The sequence below is a fragment of the Streptomyces sp. NPDC050439 genome (genome assembly GCF_040655335.1).
GTDB lineage: Bacteria > Actinomycetota > Actinomycetes > Streptomycetales > Streptomycetaceae > Streptomyces.
In genome coordinates this window covers 473,832-491,301 of the sequence record NZ_JBFAJT010000002.1, presented here as the reverse complement: position 1 = coordinate 491,301, position 17,470 = coordinate 473,832, and the positions used below count along the sequence as shown (strand labels likewise).

The following is a 17,470-nucleotide window of genomic DNA, read 5'->3' as shown; positions in this document are numbered from 1 at the left end:
CCGCTTTCCAAGGAGACTTCGCACAACAGAAACGCTGAGAGGTGTGGGTATTGCCACATCCTGGCCCGGTGGCCGGACGGCTAGGGTCTGTGCACTGTCTACAAACCGGCCGGTGCCGGCGACCCGGAGGGGACCCCCATGGCGAGCTCGCCGTTCGACTGGATCGACGAGCAGGCGAGCCTGCGCGCACGGGCCGGACTCGTCCGCACCCTGCGCCCCCGCCCCGCCGACGCGGGCGGCCTCCTGGACCTGGCGAGCAACGACTATCTGGGCCTGGCCAGGCACCCCGAGATCACCGAGGGCGCGGCGGCCGCGGCCCGGCGCTGGGGCGGGGGAGCCACCGGCTCCCGTCTGGTGACCGGCACCACCGAACTGCACGCGGAGCTCGAACGGGAACTCGCCGAGTTCTGCGGCTTCGAGTCCGCCCTGGTCCTTTCCTCCGGTTATGCCGCGAACCTCGCCGCCGTCACCGCCCTCGCCCCGCACGGTTCGCTGATCGTCTCGGACGCGGGCAACCACGCCTCGCTGATCGACGGCTGCCGCCTGGCGCGCGGGACGACGCAGGTGGTGCCGCACGCCGACACCGAAGCGGTGCGCAAGACGCTGGACGCGCACGCGGGTCCGGCGATCGTCGTCTCGGACACCGTCTTCTCGGTCGACGGAGACGCGGCCCCACTGGCCGAACTCAGCTCCCTGTGCCAGGAGTTCGGTGCCGGTCTCGTCGTCGACGACGCCCACGGTCTCGGAGTGCTCGGCGACGGCGGCCGCGGCGCCCCGCAGGCGGCCGGGCTCGCGGGCACCGACCACACGGTGGCCACGGTGACCCTGTCGAAGTCCTTCGGCAGCCAGGGCGGAGCGGTCCTGGGACCCGCCAAGGTCATCGACCATCTGGTCAACGCGGCCCGGACCTTCATCTTCGACACGGGACTCGCGCCCGCCGCGGTGGGAGCGGCCCTCGCGGCCCTGCGGTTGCTGCGCGCGGAGCCGGAGCGTGCCGCACGGGCGCGCGCGGTCGCGGCCGAGCTTCATGAACGCCTCACGGCAGAAGGTCTCTCGGCGGTACGTCCCGACGCCGCCGTCGTCTCCGTGCGCGCGCCGTCCCCGGAAACCGCCGTGCGGTGGGCCGCCGACTGCAGGGGCGCGGGCCTGGCCGTCGGCTGCTTCCGTCCGCCGTCGGTGCCCGACGGCATCTCGCGGCTGCGGCTGACCGCCCGTGCGGATCTCACCGACGGACAGATCGCCGATGCCGTACGAGTGATCAGCCGCGCCGCACCCCGGTAGTCACCGGAGGCCGTGGACGAAGGCCTCCCATGTCGTGGGCGAGAACAGCAGGGCGGGCCCCGCCGTGTTCTTCGAGTCGCGCACGGCGAGCAGCCCCTGCTTCGGCCCTGAAGCGAGAGAAGCCGTTTCCACACAGTTGTTCATGCCGTTGCTGCGACTGCTGCGGTACCACCGTGCGCCGTGCAGAGAGGTGCTGGAAGGTACGTGCCGAGGCAGTGCCGTCATGGTGCCCCCTTACGCGCCGTCACGTATCCCGGCGATGTGATCCGTTGATTCCTCGGGCGAAAGCGCCTTTCTCTGAAGGGAGTTGAAGGCCTCCGTGTAGGCCTGGAGGTCTTCTTTCCGTTCGAGGTAGAGGCTACTCGTCAAGTGGTCGAGAACAACCACATCCAGATCAGCAATGTTCGGAAAGGAGAAAATAACGAAAGGGCCGATGAGGCCCACGTGCTCTCCGGCAGCGAACGGCAACACCTGAAGTCGTACATGAGGCAACTGTGCGGCCTCCAGTAACCGTTTCAACTGGCCCGCGAGCACCTGGCGGCCGCCCACCGGCCGGTGCAGCACCGCCTCGTCCAGGATCACGCTCAGTAGCAGCGGCGGGGCCGCGCGCAGCACGTCCTGACGGGCCAGACGCACCTCCACCAGCGTGTCCACCTGCTGTTCCGGCAGCCCGTCGAGCGCGGCCCGCGTCACCGCACGCGCGTAGTCCGGAGTCTGCAGCAGGCCCGGCACTACGCTGGTCTCCAGGGTGCGCATCCGACAGGCCTGCGACTCCAGGCTGATGAAGTCGCGGTAGGCGGGCGGCAGCAGCTCGCGATAGGCGTGCCACCAGTGGCGCCGTCCGCCGTCGTCGTCCGAGCCCGCCAAGGCCACCAGCAACTGACGGAGCCGGGGGTCCGCCACCTCGTACGCATCGAGCAGCAGACCTACGTCGGCCGCCTTGACACTGCTACGTCCCGTCTCGATCCGGCTGACCTTCGACTGATGCCAGCCGACCCGGTCCGCTGCCTGGCCACTGGTGAGCCCGGCGTGCGTGCGCAGGGCACGCAGTTCGGAGCCGAGTTTCCGGCGGCGCACCGCGGGGCCGTACCGCATGTCCGTCTCCTTCCCGACGGAGCGTTTCTTTTCGGCCTCCCCCGGGCCGTTCAGGGGCGACAGTAGAGGAAGCGCCGACGTCGCGCCCAAATACGGTCTCTCGTAGCAGAGTTCACCGCTTTGAGCGACAGATATATGCACATCTTGGTGGTTGGCCGCCTCTGAGGGGTCCAAGAGTGGCAGGCTGGCGCGAAGCACCATTCCGGGACTGTCCTCGTGCCTTCGCTACGAGTCGGAGCCGAGCCCCGGTGGGAAAGGGACAGCGTCGCCATGGCAGACCTTCAGGAAGCATCCGTCACCCTGCCGAGCGATCCTGCCTCGGTCTCCGCGGCCCGGAAATACGTTTCGAGCATCTTGGCCGAGTGGGGTCTGCCGGGTGAGACCGAGGCGGCCGACACGGTCCGGCTCATCGTCTCCGAACTCGCCACGAACGCCGTCCAGCACACGAGGGGCCAGTCGCCCACCTTCCGGGTGGACCTCGAGCTCGACCGGGACGAGCAACTGCGCATCGGCGTCACCGACAGCCACCCCCGCTACCCCAAGCGGCTGCCCGCCGCCGTCCAGCAGGACAACGGCCGCGGGCTGGTCATCATCCGCTGGCTGACCATGGAGTGCGGCGGCAGGCTGTCCGTCACGCCCACTCCCGAGGGCGGCAAGACGGTCTGGATCGAGCTGCCGTGGACCGTGCCGGTCCGGGGCGGGGCAGCAACCCCCTCGACCTCACCCCGCTGAGCGGCCGAAGGCACCCCGCAGCAGGGCCCGGAAGGTGTCCGCCGCCGGATGCGACACGTCGGTGCGGTGCACCACCGAGATCGTGCGCCGCAGACTGCCCGGCTCCAGCGGCCTCGTCCCCACCGGGGTGGCCGCCGTCCGCGCCACCATCTCCGGTACGACGGCGACGCCGAGCCCGGCGCTGACCAGCGCGCACACCAGCGCGTATCCCGGAGTCTCGACCAGGACCGCGGGCGTCGCGCCGGCCCGCACGAGCACGGACTCCACGCCCTGCCGGGAAGGGTGCGTCGGCGCCATGCTGATGAGCGGCTGCCCGGCGAGTGCGCCCAGGGGCAGCCTTGAGGAGGAGCTCGCGAGCGCGTGGCCCGGCGGGGTCACCAGGACCAGCTCCTCGACCAGGACCGGCTCCGCGCTCACGGACTCGGGCAGCGCCGCGGGATCGGCGGGCTCGTACGTGTGCGTGAGGGCCACGTCGACCTCGCCCGCCGCCACGGCCGCGACACCGAGCGGCGGTTCATAGCCCCGTACCGTCAGTTCGATGTCCGGATGGGCGCGGCGGAACGCGGTCAGCGCGGGCGGCACCAGATGGATCCCGGCGGCGGTGAAGGTCCCCACGCGCAGCCTGCCGCCGGACAGGCCCGCGAGCCGGGTCAGCTCGTGCCGGGCCTGCTCCATCTCGTCCAGGACCCGGCGGGCCCGCGCGAGCAGCAGTTCACCCGCGCCGGTCAGCCGTGCCCCGCGGTGATGCCGTACCAGGAGTGCGGTGCCCGCCTCCCGTTCGAGCTTGGCCAGCTGCTGGGAGAGGGCGGGCACGGTGTAGCCGAGGCGTTCGGCGGCGCGGGTGATCGACCCGGCCTCGGAGACCGCCACCAGTGCGGCGAGCCGCGTCGGGTCGTACATGGTCTCTCCCGGCGGCATGGGGGTACACGGCTGCTCAAGGCAGACCCAGGATATGCGCGCGCTGCGCTCGTCGGCGCGGCAGGCGAGCGCCGAGCGTGCTCGGGCCCGCGCTTCTCACCGGGGCTTTGACGACCTGACGTCGTCCGGGCCGTCCGGTTCCTCGTCGTCGCGCGCACGGCGCAGCAGCAGGGGGAGCAGCCCCCACAGGCCCGCGCACACCACCAGCGTGGCCGCGCTCGCGATGATCCCGCCGGTCCGGCCCACCGCCACGTCGACGACCAGGAGCACGGCGCCGGAGACCGCGAACACCAGGACGCCCAGGCCGATGCCGGCGAGGCGGGACGACACCCGCACGATCAGCGGCTTGGAGTGCTTCCCGAACAGCGACCTGTGCACGGCTGCCGGAGCGGTGAACAGCGCCGCGGCGAGCACGGCGAGCAGCAGCGTGGTGACGTATGTGGCGCGCTGGACCGTGTCGAGAGAGGGGAAGCGCTCGGTGAAGGCGAGCGTCAGCAGGAAGGCGAAGAGGATCTGCACCCCGGCCTGCGTGACGCGCAGCTCCTGGAGGATCTCCGCGAAGTTGCGGTCGGCGCGTTCGAAGCGCGTCTCGTTGCGCGGTGGGTCGTCCGAGGCAGGAGCACTGCTGTTTTCGGCCATGGCGCACGAGTATCCGTGCCGACGCGCCCCACGCCTGGCGGGCGCGCCGACCGGAGGGCCGGGCGGGGGCCGCCCCGCCCTCCGGCCGATGACGGATGATCAGCGCACCCTGCCGTACGAGACGCTCTTCGTCCAGATCTTCTCGAGCCGCACCTTGGTGTTCGACTTGGGGGCGTGCCAGATCCGGCCCTTACCGGCGTAGATGCCGACGTGGTAGACGTTCCGGCCGGAGTGGAAGAAGACCAGGTCGCCGCGGACGCGCTTGGAGGCGGAGACGTGGCGGGTCTTGTTGTACTGCTGTGCGGCGGTGCGTGGCAGCTTCTTGCCCGCCCGCTTGAAGGAGTACTGGGTCAGACCCGAGCAGTCGAACCGGTGGGGTCCCGTTGCTCCGTAGCGGTACGGAGAGCCTTTCTTGGAGGCGGCGATCTTGAGCGCCTTCGTCCCGTGTGTCGCGGCTTCCGCCTCCGACGTGAGCCCCGGGGCCACGAGGGTGCCGCCTACGACGGCGAGCGTGAGGGCGGATACGGACCCGACCCTGGTGAGCAGCGACGGAACATGATTCAGCGCAGTCATGCGCAACCCTTCGTCAACCGCCTGTGAAGGATGACCTGTCGGATTCGGGCTGACAAAGTTGCCCGGCCGCGTACTGCGGCTTCACCCCAAGGGTCGTTGTCCGGACCTTCCGGACCGACCCGTCATGCCTGGGTCCTCCACTCCTGCCGATGCACCGATGTCGACCGGTCATCCGGGTGGCGGCAGGACTCGGCGTCCGCCCGGACCGCCCCGCCGCTGTGGCGGGGGCTTGTCGTCGGAGAGGATCTTGACCCGACTCGGGGTCGAAAACCGAGCCGAAACGGCGTTTTGTGAGGCTCCTCACGGCTGAACCGTTCGGGTGGACACGGTCGGATTCGGGACCGGGAGAGCGCGCCGGACGATCGTTCGACCAGCACCGGAACGCGGAATTCCGGCCCACGCGTACACATCTGACGCAACTGAAGACGTCCAGAAAAAGGACGAATGTCTACGCCGAATGTGGTAGCCCGTTTGGTTCGTTTGAGATCGGCCCCGGACGCAACGGAGTTCGCGGCCCGAGGTGACGGGTGCTCAGGGGCCTGCTGGGGGAGGCAAGGTGACCCGCCCGGCCCGCCGCTCTCCGTCGAGCACCCGCAGCGCACGGGCCAGCGTCGGTGCGTGCACGGCGCTTTCGCCCCGCTGGTGCATGAGCGTCAGCGCGTCCCGCAGGGCGGTCGCGCTGCCGACCAGGGCCTGGGCGGCGCGCAGTCCTCCGTAGGTGTCAGAGGCGCGGGCGGGATTGATCCGGCCCAGCAGGTCGACCACTTCGAGGTACCGGTCGATCAACTCGCCCTCGGCGCGGGTGAGTGCGGGCAGCGGGGGAAGTTCGGGCGGCAGCATCGGCGGCTCACCCCGCGTCCGGGGCGCGCAGGGAGGACTTGCGGCTCGCGATGATCCCGTCCACCAGGCCGTACTCGACTGCCTCCGCCGCGTCGAGGATCTTGTCCCGCTCGATGTCGGCCGCGACGCGTCGTGCGCTCTGCCCCGTGTGCCGGACGAGCAGCTTCTCCAGTTGTGCGCGGGTGCGCAGGAGTTCGTCGGCCTGGATCACCAGATCGGAGGTCTGGCCGTGCACCGGTTCGGTCAACGAGGGCTGGTGGATCAGCACACGGGCGCCGGGCAGCGCGAACCGCTTGCCGGGGGTGCCCGCGGCGAGCAGGACGGCGGCCGATGACGCGGCCTGCCCCAGACAGGTCGTCTCCACGTCGCAGGTGACGAACCGGATCGTGTCGTAGATCGCGGTCATCGCGCTGAACGAGCCGCCGGGGGAGTTGATGTAGAGCGCGATGTCGCGGTCGGGCGCCAGGTGTTCGAGGTGCATGAACTGCGCCATCACGTCGTTGGCCGACGTGTCGTCGATCGGCGTCCCCAGAAAGACGATGCGCTCTTCGAGCAGCTTCGAATACGGGTCCAGCGTCCGTCGGCCCGTACTGGAGTGCTCGGTGAACTCGGGCAGGACATAACGGGCGAACGTTCGGTTCATGGCACGTCTCTCCTCTGCCGGGGTCGGCTGCTCCCCAAGGCTTCCTGTAAAAAATGTACAGGACGTACGTAACGTCGGGGGTGAGAAGTGGAGGCGGCGTGGGCAGGCTTCGCCTCGTCGCGACCTCAACCGCCCCCAGCAGAAAGCGCCGTATGACTGCGCCTGAGCTCGTCCACCTCACCGCCCGCGAACTCGCCGCCGTGATCCGCACCCGTGAGGTGTCCGCCCGCGAGGTCGTGCAGGCGCACCTCGACCGGATCGAGCAGGTCAACGGCCCCGTGAACGCGGTCGTGACGCTCGTGGCGGAACGCGCGCTCGACGAGGCGCGCACCGCGGACGAGGCCGCCGTGCGCGGCGCCGTGCTCGGCCCGCTGCACGGACTGCCCGTCGCCCACAAGGACACCCACGACACCCGCGGCATCCGGACCACGTACGGGACGCCGCTCCTCACCGACAATGTGCCGGACCGGGACGAGCTGGTCGTCGAGCGCATCCGCGCCGCCGGGGCGATCACCATCGGCAAGACCAACGTGCCCGAATTCGCGGCTGGTTCGCACACCGTCAACCCGGTCTTCGGGGCGACCCGCAACCCCTACGACCTCCGGCGGTCGGCGGGCGGCAGCAGCGGGGGAGCGGCGGCCGCGCTCGCGTGCGGCATGCATCCCCTGGCCGACGGCAGCGACATGGGCGGCTCGCTGCGCAACCCCGCGTCGTTCTGCAACGTGGTGGGCCTGCGCCCCTCGCCGGGCCGGGTGCCGACCTGGCCGGACTCCGCGCCCTGGTCGACGATGGCCGTGCAGGGGCCGATGGCACGCACGGTCGCCGACGCGGCTCTGCTGCTCTCCGTCCTCGCCGGACCCGACCCGCGCTCACCGATCGCCCTGGAGACGCCGGGGAGTGCCTTCGGCGGGGCGCTGGAACAGGATCTGACGGGGCTGCGGATCGCCTGGTCGCCCGACCTGGGCGGAGCGGTCCCGGTCGACCGCGAGGTCAGGGACGTGCTCGCGCCCGCCGTCACGGTCTTCGCCGACCTGGGGTGCGCGGTCGAGGAGGCGTGCCCCGAACTGGGCGGCGCCGACGAGGTGTTCCGGACGTTCCGCGCCTGGCAGTTCCACCTGGCGCTCGGCGTGCTCGTGGAGAGCGCGGCGGACCGGATCAAACCCAGCCTCGTCCGCAACGTGCGGCAGGGGCGGGCGCTCACCGGCATGGATCTGGAGCGGGCCACCGTGCTGCACGGCGAACTCTTCCACCGGATGCGGGAGTTCTTCGAGCGTTACGACGCGCTGATCCTGCCGACGAGCCAAGTGCCACCCTTTCCCGTGGAGTTGGAGTATCCGGACAACATCGACGGGGTGCCGATGACGGATTACCTGGACTGGATGCGCTCGGCGTACCTGGTGTCCGCCACCGGCTGCCCGGCCCTGTCCGTGCCCGCCGGATTCACCCCGGGCGGACTGCCGGTCGGGCTGCAGATCGTCGGGCCGCACCGCGGCGACCTACGTGTGCTGCGGATCGGGCACGCCTTCGAGCAAGCCACCCGGCACGGCGAGCGCGGGCCGGGGCGGAGCGTTATGCGTCCGGACGGGCGGGTACTCGGGCGCCATGAATCGTTTGGAGCATCTGGACAAGAGCCTCGTCGATGAACTGACGCGTGCGGCCCGCGAGGCCGTACGGGACGAACTGAGGGAGCAGACGCGAGGGCAGCGTCGCAGGGCGGCGCTGTACGCCGGTGCGGGGGCCTTCGGCCTCTACGCGGGCGCGGCCCTGGCACTCGCCTTCGGCCTCGCGCTTGCTCTGGGGCTGCCCGACTGGGCGGCGGCGCTGATCACCGCGGTGGTGCTCGGTGCCGTGGCCTATCTGCTGCGCAACGCGGCGCGACCTTCGACGGGCCGCCCTGCCGCCGATCGGGCTTCCTCTGACCGGGCTTCGGACCTGCCTTCGGTGGACGGTTCGGCCGTTACCCCGCCGCCCGTGACACCGCCGGCGCCCGAGCGGCCCGCGTCGCCGCCGACGGTGGACGCGGCGCATCCCGGCGGCGTGGAGCCCGAGGTGCCGCACCGCTGGGGCCAGTGATCCGGTCCACGAAAACGAAGATGTTTGGCCAACGCGTTACGGGCCACTCGGGGAATTGAGGTGGCCATATTGAACACATCATCGGATCCAGAGAAGAAGAAGGCGAGTTCGCAGAACTCGCGTAATTCAACCGAACACGCGGAAAGCGGCAGCGCGAAGCGCCGCCCGGGCCCCATGGAGGTGCTGCGCATCGCACGCACCCAGCTCGCCGAGCTGACCGGGATGGCCGCCGAGTCCGTGTCGTCCTTCGAACAGACCGAGGACGGCTGGACGTTGGAGATCGAGGTCCTGGAACTCACCCGGGTGCCGGACACGATGAGTCTCCTGGCGAGCTACCAAGTGGAGTGCGACCCGCAGGGCGAACTCCTGGGTTACCGACGCGTCCGCCGCTACGAACGCGGACGCGCCGACGGCAGCAAGGCCGGCGGCCGCTGAGGCGGCTGTTCGCGCGAGTTTCCGCGATATATCGACAGATATCCCAGACTAAGGAGGGTCGATCGGCATGACCGTTGTCCCAGCACAGCAATCCGGCGGATCGGGCGGCACCAGTGGTCTGTACGACGTCCTGGAGCTGGTTCTCGACCGCGGCCTCGTGATCGACGCCTTCGTGCGTGTCTCGCTCGTGGGCATCGAGATCCTGAAGATCGACGTGCGTGTGGTGGTCGCCAGTGTCGACACCTATCTGCGCTTCGCCGAGGCGTGCAACCGCCTCGACCTGGAGGCAGGTCCGCACAAGAACCCCGGTCTCCCCGACCTCGTGGGCGAGATGACCGAATCCGGTGCGCGCGGCAAGTCGAAGGGCGCCCTTTCGGGCGCGGCCGAGACCATTTCCGACGCGTTCAAGCAGTCGCGTGAAGAGAGCCAGTCGGAGTCCCGCCCGCGTGCCCGCAAGAGCACGTCGGCGCGCCGGAAGGAGGAGCAGGAATGAGCACGTACGTCTATGGCATCACCGCGGGTTCGCACCCGTCGCTCCCCGAGGGCATGGAAGGCGTGGGCAAGCCGGCCCGCCCCGTGCGCATCCTCAAGGAGGGTGACCTGGCGGCGATCGTCAGTGACGCCCCCGACGGGCTGCGCGCCAAGCGCAACGACCTGCTCGCCCACCAGAACGTGCTGAACGAGGCGGGTGCGGCCGGACCGGTCCTGCCCATGCGGTTCGGCAACGTCGCCCCCGACGACGCGTCCGTCACGAGCGTCCTCGCGGAGCGCGCCGAGCACTACAACGAGCGGCTCGCCACGCTGGCCGGCAAGGTCGAGTACAACCTCAAGGCCAGCCACGACGAGCAGGCCGCACTGCACCGCGTGATGGCGGACAACCCCGAGGTGCAGGCCCTGGCCGAGGCCAACCGGCAGGCGGGCGGCGGCAGTTACGAGCAGAAGCTGCAGCTGGGTGAGATGGTGGTGGCCGCGCTCCAGGCCCGCGAGGCCGAGGACGCGGTGGAACTGCACCGCGCCCTTGAGCCGACGGCGCACTCCGTCAGCGTGGGCCCCGAGTCCACGGGATGGCTGGCCAACCTGTCGTTCCTCGTGGAGCGCAAGTCGGCCGAGGTGTTCCTTGCCGCCGTCGAGGAAGCCCGCAAGGCCCACCCGCACATCGAACTGCGCGTCAACGGCCCGCTGCCGCCCTACAGCTTCGTCGAGCCCGGTCCTTCCGAGCCGACCGGGGCGACGCCGGAGTCCGCGGGCTCGCAGGCCGGTCGGGAGTAACTCATGGGCCTGATCGGCGAAGTACTGATGCTGCCGCTCGCCCCGGTGCGCGGCGGCCTCTGGGCGGTGAGCCAGGTACTCGCCGAGGCCGAGCGCCTGTACTACGACCCGGCCACCGTCCGGTCCGAACTCGCCCTTCTCGAGCAGCAGCTCGAGTCGGGCGAGATCGGGGAGGAGGAATTCGACCGCCGGGAGGACGAGTTGCTCGACCGCCTGGAAATAGGCCTGCGCCCCGGCGCGGGAACCGACAACGGGACGACACAATGAATCGAGTGGGACTGGGCCTCGCCGTAGGGGCCGGATACGTCCTCGGACGTACGAAGAAGATGAAACTCGCCTTCGCGGTCGGCACCATGGTGGCCGGCAAGCGGATGAACCTGAGCCCGCGCGCGCTGGGTGACCTGCTGTCTCAGCAGCTGCAGAACAACCCGCAGTTCAAGGAGATCGGCGACCAGCTGCGCGAGGACATGCGCGGGGTCGGCAAGGCCGCGACCGGAGCGCTGGTCGAGCGGCAGATCTCGGGCCTCGCCGACCGGCTGCACGGCCGGACGGCGGATGTGCGGGACCAGCTCTCGGGCGTGAAGCCGGACCTGCCGGGCCGCGACACCGAGGACGACGAGGAAGAGCCGGACGACGCGTACGAGGAGTACGACGAGGACGACCGGGACGACCGCGACGAGCGGGACCACGAGGAGTCCGCCGACGCGGAGTCCGACGAGGAGCCCGACGAGCGGCCCCGGCCGCGGAAGAAGGCTCCCGCGCAGAAGGCCGCCCCCAAGAAGGCGGCCGCCAAGAAGACCCCCGCCAGAAAGACGGCGGCGAAGAAGAGCCCTGCGAAGAAGACGGCGAAGAAGGCCCCCGCCAGGGCCGCGGCGAAGACGTCTACGCGCCGCGCCACCGGGGCCCGGTTGCCGAAGGAGGGGGGCCGCGATGAGTGACACCCTGAAGTCCGCCTCGGGCAAGGCGAAGGAGAACCCGCTCACCGGCATCGTGCAGAGCGAGGCCGCGGACCGGCTGAAGTCCGAGGTCCAGGAGTACCTGGGCGCCCAGGCCCAGCGGCTGCTCGTCGGAGTGGGCCACAAGCTCGGCCAGACGACGGGCAAGCTCAACGACATCGCCGAGGGCAACAGCCCGGGCTTCGCCAAGCTCGCCCTCGACGGCGGCCGCAAGATGGCCGAGGGCAAGGGGCCGCTGCGGTCCGCCGTGGAGATCGGCGCCGGCCGCGCCAAGGACAGCGTGGTCGGAGCCTTCAAGAACATGACCGGTGGCAAGGGCCGCCGCAAGAGCGGGGCCGGCAAGAAGCCGACGGTCATCATGGAGTTCATCGACGTCGGCGTGCCGCTGCGCACCGCGTACGACCAGTGGACCCAGTACCAGGACTTCAGCACCTTCGCCAAGGGCGTCAAGAGCGCGAACCGCGCCGACGACACCACCTCCGACTGGCAGGCCAAGATCTTCTGGTCCAACAGGAGCTGGAAGGCCCACACCACGGAACAGGTCGCGGACGACCGGATCGCGTGGACCTCGGAGGGCGCCAAGGGCACCACGAAGGGCGTCGTCTCCTTCCACTCGCTGGCGGAGAACCTCACGCGCGTCCTGCTGGTCCTCGAGTACTACCCGAAGGGCCTCTTCGAGAAGACGGGCAACATCTGGCGCGCCCAGGGCCGCCGGGCCCGGCTCGACCTGAAGAACTACGCGCGCTTCATCACCATCAAGGGTGAGGCGGAGGACGGCTGGCGCGGCGAGATCCGCGACGGTGAGGTCGTCCACACCCACGAGGACGCGGTCGCGGAGGAAGAAGCCGAGGGCGAGCAGGAAGACGTCGCCGAGGACGAGTACGAGGGCGACGAGGAGCAGCCGGAGGAGTCCTACGAGGACGAGGAAGGCGAGCCCGAGGAGGACGAGCAGGACGAGGAAGCGCGCGACGAAGAGGAGCGCGACGAGGAGGACCAGCCCGAGGAGTCCTACGAGGACGAGGACGACGAGGCGAGGTACGAGGAGGACGAGGACGCCGACGAGGCGAAGTACGACGAGTACGAGGACGAGGCGAAGCGCGACGAAGACGCCGAGATGAGCGGGAGCCGTCGATGACGATGGCCGGCCGGATGCCGGAGCCGTACGGGCAGGGCGGCGGCGCGAACCTCGCCGACATCCTGGAGCGCGTGCTCGACAAGGGAATCGTGATCGCCGGTGACATCCGGATCAACCTGCTCGACATCGAACTCCTGACGATCAAGCTGCGGCTCATCGTCGCCTCCGTCGACAAGGCGAAGGAGATGGGGATCGACTGGTGGGAGGACGACCCCGCGCTTTCCACCCGCGCACGTCGGGACGAACTCACCCGAGAGAACGCCGAGTTGCGCGCCCATGTCGCCGAACTGGAGCAAGGCAGGACGGGGCAGGAGAGCGGGACGGAGCGAGGCAGGGTGGAAGAGGGCACGACGAAGCGCGGCAAGGCGGAGGAAAGCACATGAGTGGACTGCGGTACGTCTACGCGATCTGCCGTCCCTTCGACGCGGCGCTTCAGGCGCAGGTGACCGGGGTGGACGGCGCTCCCCCCGGTCAGCTGTCGCACCACGGTCTGATCGCCGTGGTCGGCACGGTGCCGGAGCAGGACTTCGCCGAGGAGCCGCTGCGGCGCCATCTGGAGGACCTGGACTGGCTGAGCGCCACCGCACGCGCTCACCAGGCCGTGATCGACGCGCTCACGGTGGTCACCACTCCGCTGCCGTTGCGCCTCGCCACGGTGTTCCGGGACGACGCGGGAGTGCGCGCGATGATGGAGGCACGGGAGGACTCCTTCAGGCGCACACTCGACCGCCTCGACGGCCGCGTGGAATGGGGCGTCAAGATCTACTCCGACGCGCAGGCCGCGAGCCCGGCCGTCGAGCCGGAGAAGCCCGCGTCGGGCCGGGACTACCTGCGCCAGCGCCGGCAGCGCAACCGTGCGCACGAAGAGATGTGGGAGAGCGCCGAGAAGTTTGCCCACCGGCTGCACGGCACGCTCTGCGAGCAGGCGGAGGACGCCCGGCTGCACGCGCCCCAGAACTCCGCGCTCTCCAAGGAGTCGGGCCGCAACGTGCTCAACGCGGCCTATCTGGTGCCGCGTTCGGACTCGGAGGCCTTCGTCGAACTGGTGGAACGCGTGAAGACGGAGGACCCGGGCATGCGCGTGGAGCTCACGGGGCCATGGGCCGCGTACTCCTTCGCGGGTGTGGAGGTCGAAGGGGACGACGTGGCGGGGGAGGCGGGACTGTGACCGTCATCGAACGCCGCGAGGTCGCCCTGGTCGACCTGCTCGACCGGCTGCTCGCGGGCGGGGTCGTCATCAAGGGCGATCTCACGCTGCGCATCGCGGACGTCGATCTCGTCCGCATCGACTTGAACGCGCTCATCAGCTCGGTGAACGAGCAAGTCCGCTCCCCCTTCGAGGAGTTCCTGTGAGCGCGGGCGAGGGCGAGACCGAGGCCGAGGTCGAGCAGATCCGCGAGCAGGTCCGGGAGCGGCCCGCGGGGAAGAACCGGCTGGAACTGGAGCCGGACACGGTCGAACGCGATCTGATCAAACTGGTCCTGACCGTCGTGGAGCTGCTGCGGCAGCTCATGGAACGGCAGGCCGTGCGCCGGTTCGACACCGGCGAGCTGGACGAGGACCAGGAGGAGCGCATCGGCCTCACGCTGATGCTCCTCGACGATCGCATGGCCGAACTGCGGGACCGCTACGGCCTGCGGCCCGAGGACCTGAACCTGGACCTCGGGCCGCTGGGACCGCTGCTTCCCCGGGACTAGCTTCCAGGAGCCGACCCTTCGGGGCCGGCTCCTGATACTGCTAGCTCTTCGTGAACTCCGTGAGGAAGGCCTCGCAGAACGCCTTCAGGTCGTCCGGCTTCCGGCTGGTGATCAGCGCGTTGGGACCGTCGTGGCAGACCTTCACCTGCTCGTCGACCCACGTGCCGCCCGCGTTACGGATGTCCGTACGGAGGCTGGGGAACGAGGTGAGTCCACGGCCCGAGACGACGCCGGCCTCGACGAGGACCCACGGGGCGTGACAGATGGCGGCCACCGGGCGGCCGCCGTCGAAGAAGCCCCGTACGAAGGACACGGCCCCCTCGTCGAGGCGCAGCGCGTCCGGGTTGGCCACGCCGCCCGGCAGCACGAGCCCGTCGAAGGACTCCGCCGACACGTCGCCGACGACCTCGTCCACGGGGAACGTGTCGGCCTTGTCCAGGTGATTGAAGGCCTGGATCCGGCCCGACTCGGTCGACACGAGGACGGGCTCACCGCCCGCGTCCTGCACCGCCTTCCAGGGTTCGGTGAGTTCGATCTGCTCGACGCCCTCGGGCGCCATCAGGAATGCGACACGCATGGCTCTTCACTCTCCTTGTGAGGGGTTTCGGTGGCTCTGTCAGCCGGTCGTCCCGCGGACGACCCGCACGGTGTCCAGGCCGGGATCCGCCGCATCGGGCAGGTTCATCCCGGCCGTCTTGCCGGTGCGCAGATAGCGCAGCACCGGCTCGGTCAGGCGTTCGCCGGGCAGCGCCGCGGGAATGCCCGGCGGGTACGGCGTCAGCATCTCGGCCGCCACACGCCCCGCTGCCTCCGCCACCGGCACGTCCTCGGTCGGCCCGAAGTAGGCGTCCCGCGGCAGATCGACCTGGGCGAGCCGCAGCGCGGCGGGGGAGGGGACGTCCACCTCCGGCACCGGACGCAGGCCGGGAGCGGCCTGGGACAGGGCGCGCAGCGCGGCCAGGAGCTGATCCGTCGTCTCGCGGTCGTCGGCGTGCGTGAGCTGGGTGCTGATGCGGCGGTGGTCGGCCAGGTGCGCCTCGATCGAGCGGTGCTCACGCAGCCAGTCCGCCGCCCGGAATCCCGACGTGCCGAGGCCGCTCACGTCGATGACGACCGGCAGCGGGTCGAAGTCGGCGGCGGGACCGCAGAAGTCGACGCGGTCGTTCACGTGCAGGCCGTCGATCTCCTCGATCTCCGCCCGTACGTGGGCCGCCAGATCCAGGGCCGCCCCCATCAGGTCCTTGCCGTGCAGGGCCATCTGGCGGCGCCAGCCGTCGAGGCCGGCGTAGATGAGCACGGACGGGCTCGTGGTGCCGAACAGGTCCGCCCGGGACTTCAGCACCGTCGGGTCGATCAGGTCGCCCTGGAGGTGGAAGACGGAACCCTGCTCCAGGCCGCTGCCCATCTTGTGGATGCTCGTCACGCAGATGTCGGCGCCCGCGTCCATCGCCCACGACGGCAGATCGGGGTGGAAGGGCAGATGCGCGCCCCAGGCCTCGTCCACGATCAGCGGGCGTGAGTGCCGGTGGCAGACATCCGCGATGGCCCGCAGATCGGCGCAGCTTCCGTACGGGGTCGGGCTGGTGACCAGGGCGCCCATCGCGTCGGGATGGGCGGCGAACGCCTCGGCGTAGGCGTCGGCCGACGGCGGGTGGGCCAGATGCCGGTCGGGGTCCCAGCTCGGATCGACCCAGACCGGACGGATGCCGGAGAGGATCAGGGCCGACACGACGGACTTGTGCGCGTCACGTCCGATGAGCAGCTTCTCGTGCGGGCCCGCGGCCGAGAGCATCGCCGCCTTGACCGACAGGGAGCTGCCGCACGTGGAGAAGAAGGTGTGCGTCGCGTGCACGGCGTCGGCCATCAGCCGTTCGGCCCGTTCGAGGACCTGGCCGCGGCCGAGGCGGTCGTCGAGGCCTCCGGAGGCGAGGAGGTCGCCGTGGAAGACGGCGTCGCCGAGCACCTCCCGCACCAGCGGATCGGCGCCCCGGGCCTGCTTGTGGCCGGGTGGGGTAAAGGAGATACGGCCCTTTCTGCGGTGGTCCGCCAGGGCTTCGAGTACGGGGGCTCGCGCGTGATCGACGGTCATGGATCACGGGTTCCCTGGTGCCATGAAGGTCAATCAGAGTGACTGACCACTGACCCGTTGGGTACTCAGAGTCACATGCGGATGAGTGTGATGGATGTGGGTTCGAATGCGGTCCGGCTGGTCGTCGTGGACGCGGAGGACGGTGTGCCCTTGCCGGTGCACACCGCCAAGTGGAAGGTGAGACTCTCCGAGGAGGTCGGGCCGAGCGGGGTGATCCCCGAGGAATCGGTGGGGCAGCTCGTCAGAGCGGTCGCCGAGGCGGCGGGCACCGCCCGCAGATGGGGCTCGGCGGAGCCCCTGGCCTTCGCGACGACCGTGGTTCGCAGTGCGCCGAACCGGCTCGACGTGTTGCGGGAGATAGGCGAGGAGACGGGCGTACCGCTGTGCACGCTGCCCGGCGAGGTGGAGGCCGAGCTCACCTTCCTCGGTGCCCGGCGGTGGATGGGCTGGCGGGCCGGGCCCCTCGCCATGTTCGACATCGGCGGCGGCTCGCTGGAGGTGGCCTTCGGGCGCGGCCGGCTCCCGGACTACGTCGCCTCGCTGCCCCTCGGCGCCCGCCGGCTGACCCGGGAGTTCTTCGACGGTGAGGACCCGCCGACCGAGCAGAGCGTGAAGGCGCTGCGGCGCAAGGTGCGCCACCAGCTGCGGGACGTCGCCGCACGCATCCGCTGGGAGGGGCCGCGCACCGCGGTGGCGACATCGCGGACGTTCCAGCAGCTCGCGCGGCTCGGCGGCGCCGCCCCCGGCCGCCATGGGCCGTTCATGGCACGGCAGTTGAGCCGGGCGGACCTGCGCCACTGCCGCGACCGCCTCGCGGCGCTGCCGGTGGCCGAACGTGCCGCGCTGCCGGGGGTCTCGGCACCACGGGCCGCGCAGAGCCTGGCCGGGGCGATCGTGGGCCACACGGCGATGAAACTGACGGGCGTCAAGACGGTCACCCTCTGCCCCTGGGCCATCCGCGAGGGCGTGCTGCTGCGCCACATGGAGGACGGCGGGGCGTGGTGGGCGGACGTCAGCCGGGGCGAGGCCATCGCGCCCGCCACCCGGCCGATGCCACTGCGGATCGCGGCGCTGCAGAACTGAACCGCGGGCTCC

The 17,470-nt window shown here is 70.5% G+C and carries 24 protein-coding genes and 1 riboswitch; of the genes, 15 read left to right on the top strand and 9 right to left on the bottom strand.

The genetic code is table 11. From position 1 onward, the window contains the following. Positions 1-138: 138 nt before the first annotated feature. Positions 139-1,281 (top strand): 8-amino-7-oxononanoate synthase, encoded by a 1,143-nt coding sequence (locus tag AB0I66_RS09370; protein WP_363207159.1) that lies wholly within the window; start codon positions 139-141, stop codon positions 1,279-1,281. Here the strand turns inward: AB0I66_RS09370 and AB0I66_RS09365 are convergent, their stop codons facing one another. Together AB0I66_RS09365 and AB0I66_RS09360 are read right to left on the bottom strand one after the other, a co-directional pair. Further along, entirely contained in the window at positions 1,282-1,506 is a 225-nt protein-coding gene (locus tag AB0I66_RS09365; RefSeq protein ID WP_361831386.1) for a DUF397 domain-containing protein, read from the bottom strand. It abuts the gene before it with no gap. A 9-nt stretch (positions 1,507-1,515) separates the two neighbouring features. Further along, positions 1,516-2,376 (bottom strand): helix-turn-helix transcriptional regulator, encoded by an 861-nt coding sequence (locus tag AB0I66_RS09360; protein ID WP_363207158.1) that lies wholly within the window; start codon positions 2,374-2,376, stop codon positions 1,516-1,518. Between the two features lie 270 nt (positions 2,377-2,646). Here AB0I66_RS09360 and AB0I66_RS09355 point away from each other — a divergent pair, with 270 nt between their 5' ends. After that, positions 2,647-3,108, top strand: a complete 462-nt coding sequence (locus AB0I66_RS09355) for an ATP-binding protein (protein WP_363207157.1) — start codon at positions 2,647-2,649, stop codon at positions 3,106-3,108. Here AB0I66_RS09355 and AB0I66_RS09350 read toward each other — a convergent pair. From AB0I66_RS09350 to AB0I66_RS09330, 5 genes are all read right to left on the bottom strand, one after another. Then, complete coding sequence (locus AB0I66_RS09350; protein ID WP_363207156.1) at positions 3,097-4,008, bottom strand: LysR family transcriptional regulator; 912 nt, start codon at positions 4,006-4,008, stop codon at positions 3,097-3,099. The two genes, AB0I66_RS09355 and AB0I66_RS09350, sit on opposite strands and share 12 nt — an antisense overlap. Before the next feature lie 114 nt (positions 4,009-4,122). Beyond that, positions 4,123-4,665, bottom strand: coding sequence for a DUF6328 family protein (locus AB0I66_RS09345; RefSeq protein WP_363207155.1), 543 nt, complete (start codon positions 4,663-4,665; stop codon positions 4,123-4,125). A gap of 99 nt (positions 4,666-4,764) precedes the next feature. Beyond that, positions 4,765-5,238, bottom strand: coding sequence for a C40 family peptidase (locus tag AB0I66_RS09340; protein ID WP_363207154.1), 474 nt, complete (start codon positions 5,236-5,238; stop codon positions 4,765-4,767). Positions 5,239-5,241: 3 nt separating this feature from the next. Continuing rightward, a riboswitch (cyclic di-AMP (ydaO/yuaA leader) is annotated at positions 5,242-5,414 on the bottom strand. Between the two features lie 355 nt (positions 5,415-5,769). Then, positions 5,770-6,078 carry a hypothetical protein gene (locus AB0I66_RS09335; RefSeq protein ID WP_363207153.1) on the bottom strand — a complete coding sequence of 103 codons (309 nt, stop codon included), beginning with the start codon at positions 6,076-6,078 and terminating at the stop codon, positions 5,770-5,772. A gap of 7 nt (positions 6,079-6,085) precedes the next feature. Further along, a complete protein-coding gene (locus AB0I66_RS09330; RefSeq protein ID WP_363207152.1) occupies positions 6,086-6,721 on the bottom strand; it encodes an ATP-dependent Clp protease proteolytic subunit in 636 nt (211 codons plus the stop codon). Positions 6,722-6,873: 152 nt separating this feature from the next. On the opposite strand from AB0I66_RS09330, the gene AB0I66_RS09325 reads away from it, so the two are divergent. The 12 genes from AB0I66_RS09325 (at position 6,874) to AB0I66_RS09270 (ending at position 14,286) form a co-directional block, all read left to right on the top strand. Further along, positions 6,874-8,364 carry an amidase gene (locus AB0I66_RS09325; protein ID WP_363207151.1) on the top strand — a complete coding sequence of 497 codons (1,491 nt, stop codon included), beginning with the start codon at positions 6,874-6,876 and terminating at the stop codon, positions 8,362-8,364. Continuing rightward, positions 8,324-8,794, top strand: coding sequence for a phage holin family protein (locus AB0I66_RS09320; RefSeq protein WP_363207150.1), 471 nt, complete (start codon positions 8,324-8,326; stop codon positions 8,792-8,794). The genes AB0I66_RS09325 and AB0I66_RS09320 overlap by 41 nt, the downstream gene beginning before the upstream one ends. Positions 8,795-8,863: 69 nt before the next feature. Next, a complete protein-coding gene (locus tag AB0I66_RS09315; RefSeq protein WP_363207852.1) occupies positions 8,864-9,229 on the top strand; it encodes a gas vesicle protein in 366 nt (121 codons plus the stop codon). A 67-nt stretch (positions 9,230-9,296) separates the two neighbouring features. Continuing rightward, complete coding sequence (locus AB0I66_RS09310) at positions 9,297-9,722, top strand: gas vesicle structural protein GvpA (protein ID WP_363207149.1); 426 nt, start codon at positions 9,297-9,299, stop codon at positions 9,720-9,722. After that, entirely contained in the window at positions 9,719-10,498 is a 780-nt protein-coding gene (locus tag AB0I66_RS09305; RefSeq protein ID WP_363207148.1) for a GvpL/GvpF family gas vesicle protein, read from the top strand. Before AB0I66_RS09310 ends, AB0I66_RS09305 begins: the two co-directional genes overlap by 4 nt. Before the next feature lie 3 nt (positions 10,499-10,501). Then, positions 10,502-10,765, top strand: coding sequence for a gas vesicle protein GvpG (locus AB0I66_RS09300; protein WP_363207147.1), 264 nt, complete (start codon positions 10,502-10,504; stop codon positions 10,763-10,765). Beyond that, a complete protein-coding gene (locus tag AB0I66_RS09295) occupies positions 10,762-11,436 on the top strand; it encodes a DNA primase (RefSeq protein ID WP_363207146.1) in 675 nt (224 codons plus the stop codon). The genes AB0I66_RS09300 and AB0I66_RS09295 overlap by 4 nt, the downstream gene beginning before the upstream one ends. Then, positions 11,429-12,589, top strand: a complete 1,161-nt coding sequence (locus tag AB0I66_RS09290; RefSeq protein WP_363207145.1) for an SRPBCC family protein — start codon at positions 11,429-11,431, stop codon at positions 12,587-12,589. Before AB0I66_RS09295 ends, AB0I66_RS09290 begins: the two co-directional genes overlap by 8 nt. Further along, complete coding sequence (locus AB0I66_RS09285; RefSeq protein ID WP_363207144.1) at positions 12,586-12,972, top strand: gas vesicle protein; 387 nt, start codon at positions 12,586-12,588, stop codon at positions 12,970-12,972. The genes AB0I66_RS09290 and AB0I66_RS09285 overlap by 4 nt, the downstream gene beginning before the upstream one ends. Beyond that, on the top strand, positions 12,969-13,757 hold the full coding sequence (locus AB0I66_RS09280; RefSeq protein WP_363207143.1) for a GvpL/GvpF family gas vesicle protein: 789 nt from the start codon (positions 12,969-12,971) through the stop codon (positions 13,755-13,757). Before AB0I66_RS09285 ends, AB0I66_RS09280 begins: the two co-directional genes overlap by 4 nt. Next, positions 13,754-13,942 (top strand): gas vesicle protein, encoded by a 189-nt coding sequence (locus AB0I66_RS09275; protein WP_363207142.1) that lies wholly within the window; start codon positions 13,754-13,756, stop codon positions 13,940-13,942. The genes AB0I66_RS09280 and AB0I66_RS09275 overlap by 4 nt, the downstream gene beginning before the upstream one ends. A gap of 38 nt (positions 13,943-13,980) precedes the next feature. Next, the gene (locus tag AB0I66_RS09270; protein ID WP_363207851.1) at positions 13,981-14,286 is read left to right on the top strand and encodes a gas vesicle protein K; all 306 of its coding nucleotides are present in this window, start codon (positions 13,981-13,983) and stop codon (positions 14,284-14,286) included. Positions 14,287-14,326: 40 nt separating this feature from the next. Here AB0I66_RS09270 and AB0I66_RS09265 read toward each other — a convergent pair whose 3' ends face one another. Both AB0I66_RS09265 and AB0I66_RS09260 read right to left on the bottom strand, forming a co-directional pair. Continuing rightward, positions 14,327-14,863 (bottom strand): type 1 glutamine amidotransferase domain-containing protein, encoded by a 537-nt coding sequence (locus tag AB0I66_RS09265; RefSeq protein WP_363207141.1) that lies wholly within the window; start codon positions 14,861-14,863, stop codon positions 14,327-14,329. 39 nt (positions 14,864-14,902) lie between these two features. Continuing rightward, positions 14,903-16,375, bottom strand: coding sequence for an ornithine decarboxylase (locus AB0I66_RS09260; protein ID WP_363207140.1), 1,473 nt, complete (start codon positions 16,373-16,375; stop codon positions 14,903-14,905). Between the two features lie 75 nt (positions 16,376-16,450). On the opposite strand from AB0I66_RS09260, the gene AB0I66_RS09255 reads away from it, so the two are divergent. Beyond that, entirely contained in the window at positions 16,451-17,458 is a 1,008-nt protein-coding gene (locus AB0I66_RS09255; protein ID WP_363207139.1) for a Ppx/GppA family phosphatase, read from the top strand. The last annotated feature ends 12 nt before the right edge of the window (positions 17,459-17,470 follow it).

Bases quoted from the DNA above. Each gene is read 5' to 3' on its own strand.
- AB0I66_RS09370 (WP_363207159.1), top strand. From the start codon at position 139: ATGGCGAGCTCGCCGTTCGACTGGATCGACGAGCAGGCGAGCCTGCGC.
- AB0I66_RS09365 (WP_361831386.1), bottom strand. From the start codon at position 1,506: ATGACGGCACTGCCTCGGCACGTACCTTCCAGCACCTCTCTGCACGGC.
- AB0I66_RS09360 (WP_363207158.1), bottom strand. From the start codon at position 2,376: ATGCGGTACGGCCCCGCGGTGCGCCGCCGGAAACTCGGCTCCGAACTG.
- AB0I66_RS09355 (WP_363207157.1), top strand. From the start codon at position 2,647: ATGGCAGACCTTCAGGAAGCATCCGTCACCCTGCCGAGCGATCCTGCC.
- AB0I66_RS09350 (WP_363207156.1), bottom strand. From the start codon at position 4,008: ATGTACGACCCGACGCGGCTCGCCGCACTGGTGGCGGTCTCCGAGGCC.
- AB0I66_RS09345 (WP_363207155.1), bottom strand. From the start codon at position 4,665: ATGGCCGAAAACAGCAGTGCTCCTGCCTCGGACGACCCACCGCGCAAC.
- AB0I66_RS09340 (WP_363207154.1), bottom strand. From the start codon at position 5,238: ATGACTGCGCTGAATCATGTTCCGTCGCTGCTCACCAGGGTCGGGTCC.
- AB0I66_RS09335 (WP_363207153.1), bottom strand. From the start codon at position 6,078: ATGCTGCCGCCCGAACTTCCCCCGCTGCCCGCACTCACCCGCGCCGAG.
- AB0I66_RS09330 (WP_363207152.1), bottom strand. From the start codon at position 6,721: ATGAACCGAACGTTCGCCCGTTATGTCCTGCCCGAGTTCACCGAGCAC.
- AB0I66_RS09325 (WP_363207151.1), top strand. From the start codon at position 6,874: ATGACTGCGCCTGAGCTCGTCCACCTCACCGCCCGCGAACTCGCCGCC.
- AB0I66_RS09320 (WP_363207150.1), top strand. From the start codon at position 8,324: ATGAATCGTTTGGAGCATCTGGACAAGAGCCTCGTCGATGAACTGACG.
- AB0I66_RS09310 (WP_363207149.1), top strand. From the start codon at position 9,297: ATGACCGTTGTCCCAGCACAGCAATCCGGCGGATCGGGCGGCACCAGT.
- AB0I66_RS09305 (WP_363207148.1), top strand. From the start codon at position 9,719: ATGAGCACGTACGTCTATGGCATCACCGCGGGTTCGCACCCGTCGCTC.
- AB0I66_RS09300 (WP_363207147.1), top strand. From the start codon at position 10,502: ATGGGCCTGATCGGCGAAGTACTGATGCTGCCGCTCGCCCCGGTGCGC.
- AB0I66_RS09295 (WP_363207146.1), top strand. From the start codon at position 10,762: ATGAATCGAGTGGGACTGGGCCTCGCCGTAGGGGCCGGATACGTCCTC.
- AB0I66_RS09290 (WP_363207145.1), top strand. From the start codon at position 11,429: ATGAGTGACACCCTGAAGTCCGCCTCGGGCAAGGCGAAGGAGAACCCG.
- AB0I66_RS09285 (WP_363207144.1), top strand. From the start codon at position 12,586: ATGACGATGGCCGGCCGGATGCCGGAGCCGTACGGGCAGGGCGGCGGC.
- AB0I66_RS09280 (WP_363207143.1), top strand. From the start codon at position 12,969: ATGAGTGGACTGCGGTACGTCTACGCGATCTGCCGTCCCTTCGACGCG.
- AB0I66_RS09265 (WP_363207141.1), bottom strand. From the start codon at position 14,863: ATGCGTGTCGCATTCCTGATGGCGCCCGAGGGCGTCGAGCAGATCGAA.
- AB0I66_RS09260 (WP_363207140.1), bottom strand. From the start codon at position 16,375: ATGACCGTCGATCACGCGCGAGCCCCCGTACTCGAAGCCCTGGCGGAC.
- AB0I66_RS09255 (WP_363207139.1), top strand. From the start codon at position 16,451: ATGCGGATGAGTGTGATGGATGTGGGTTCGAATGCGGTCCGGCTGGTC.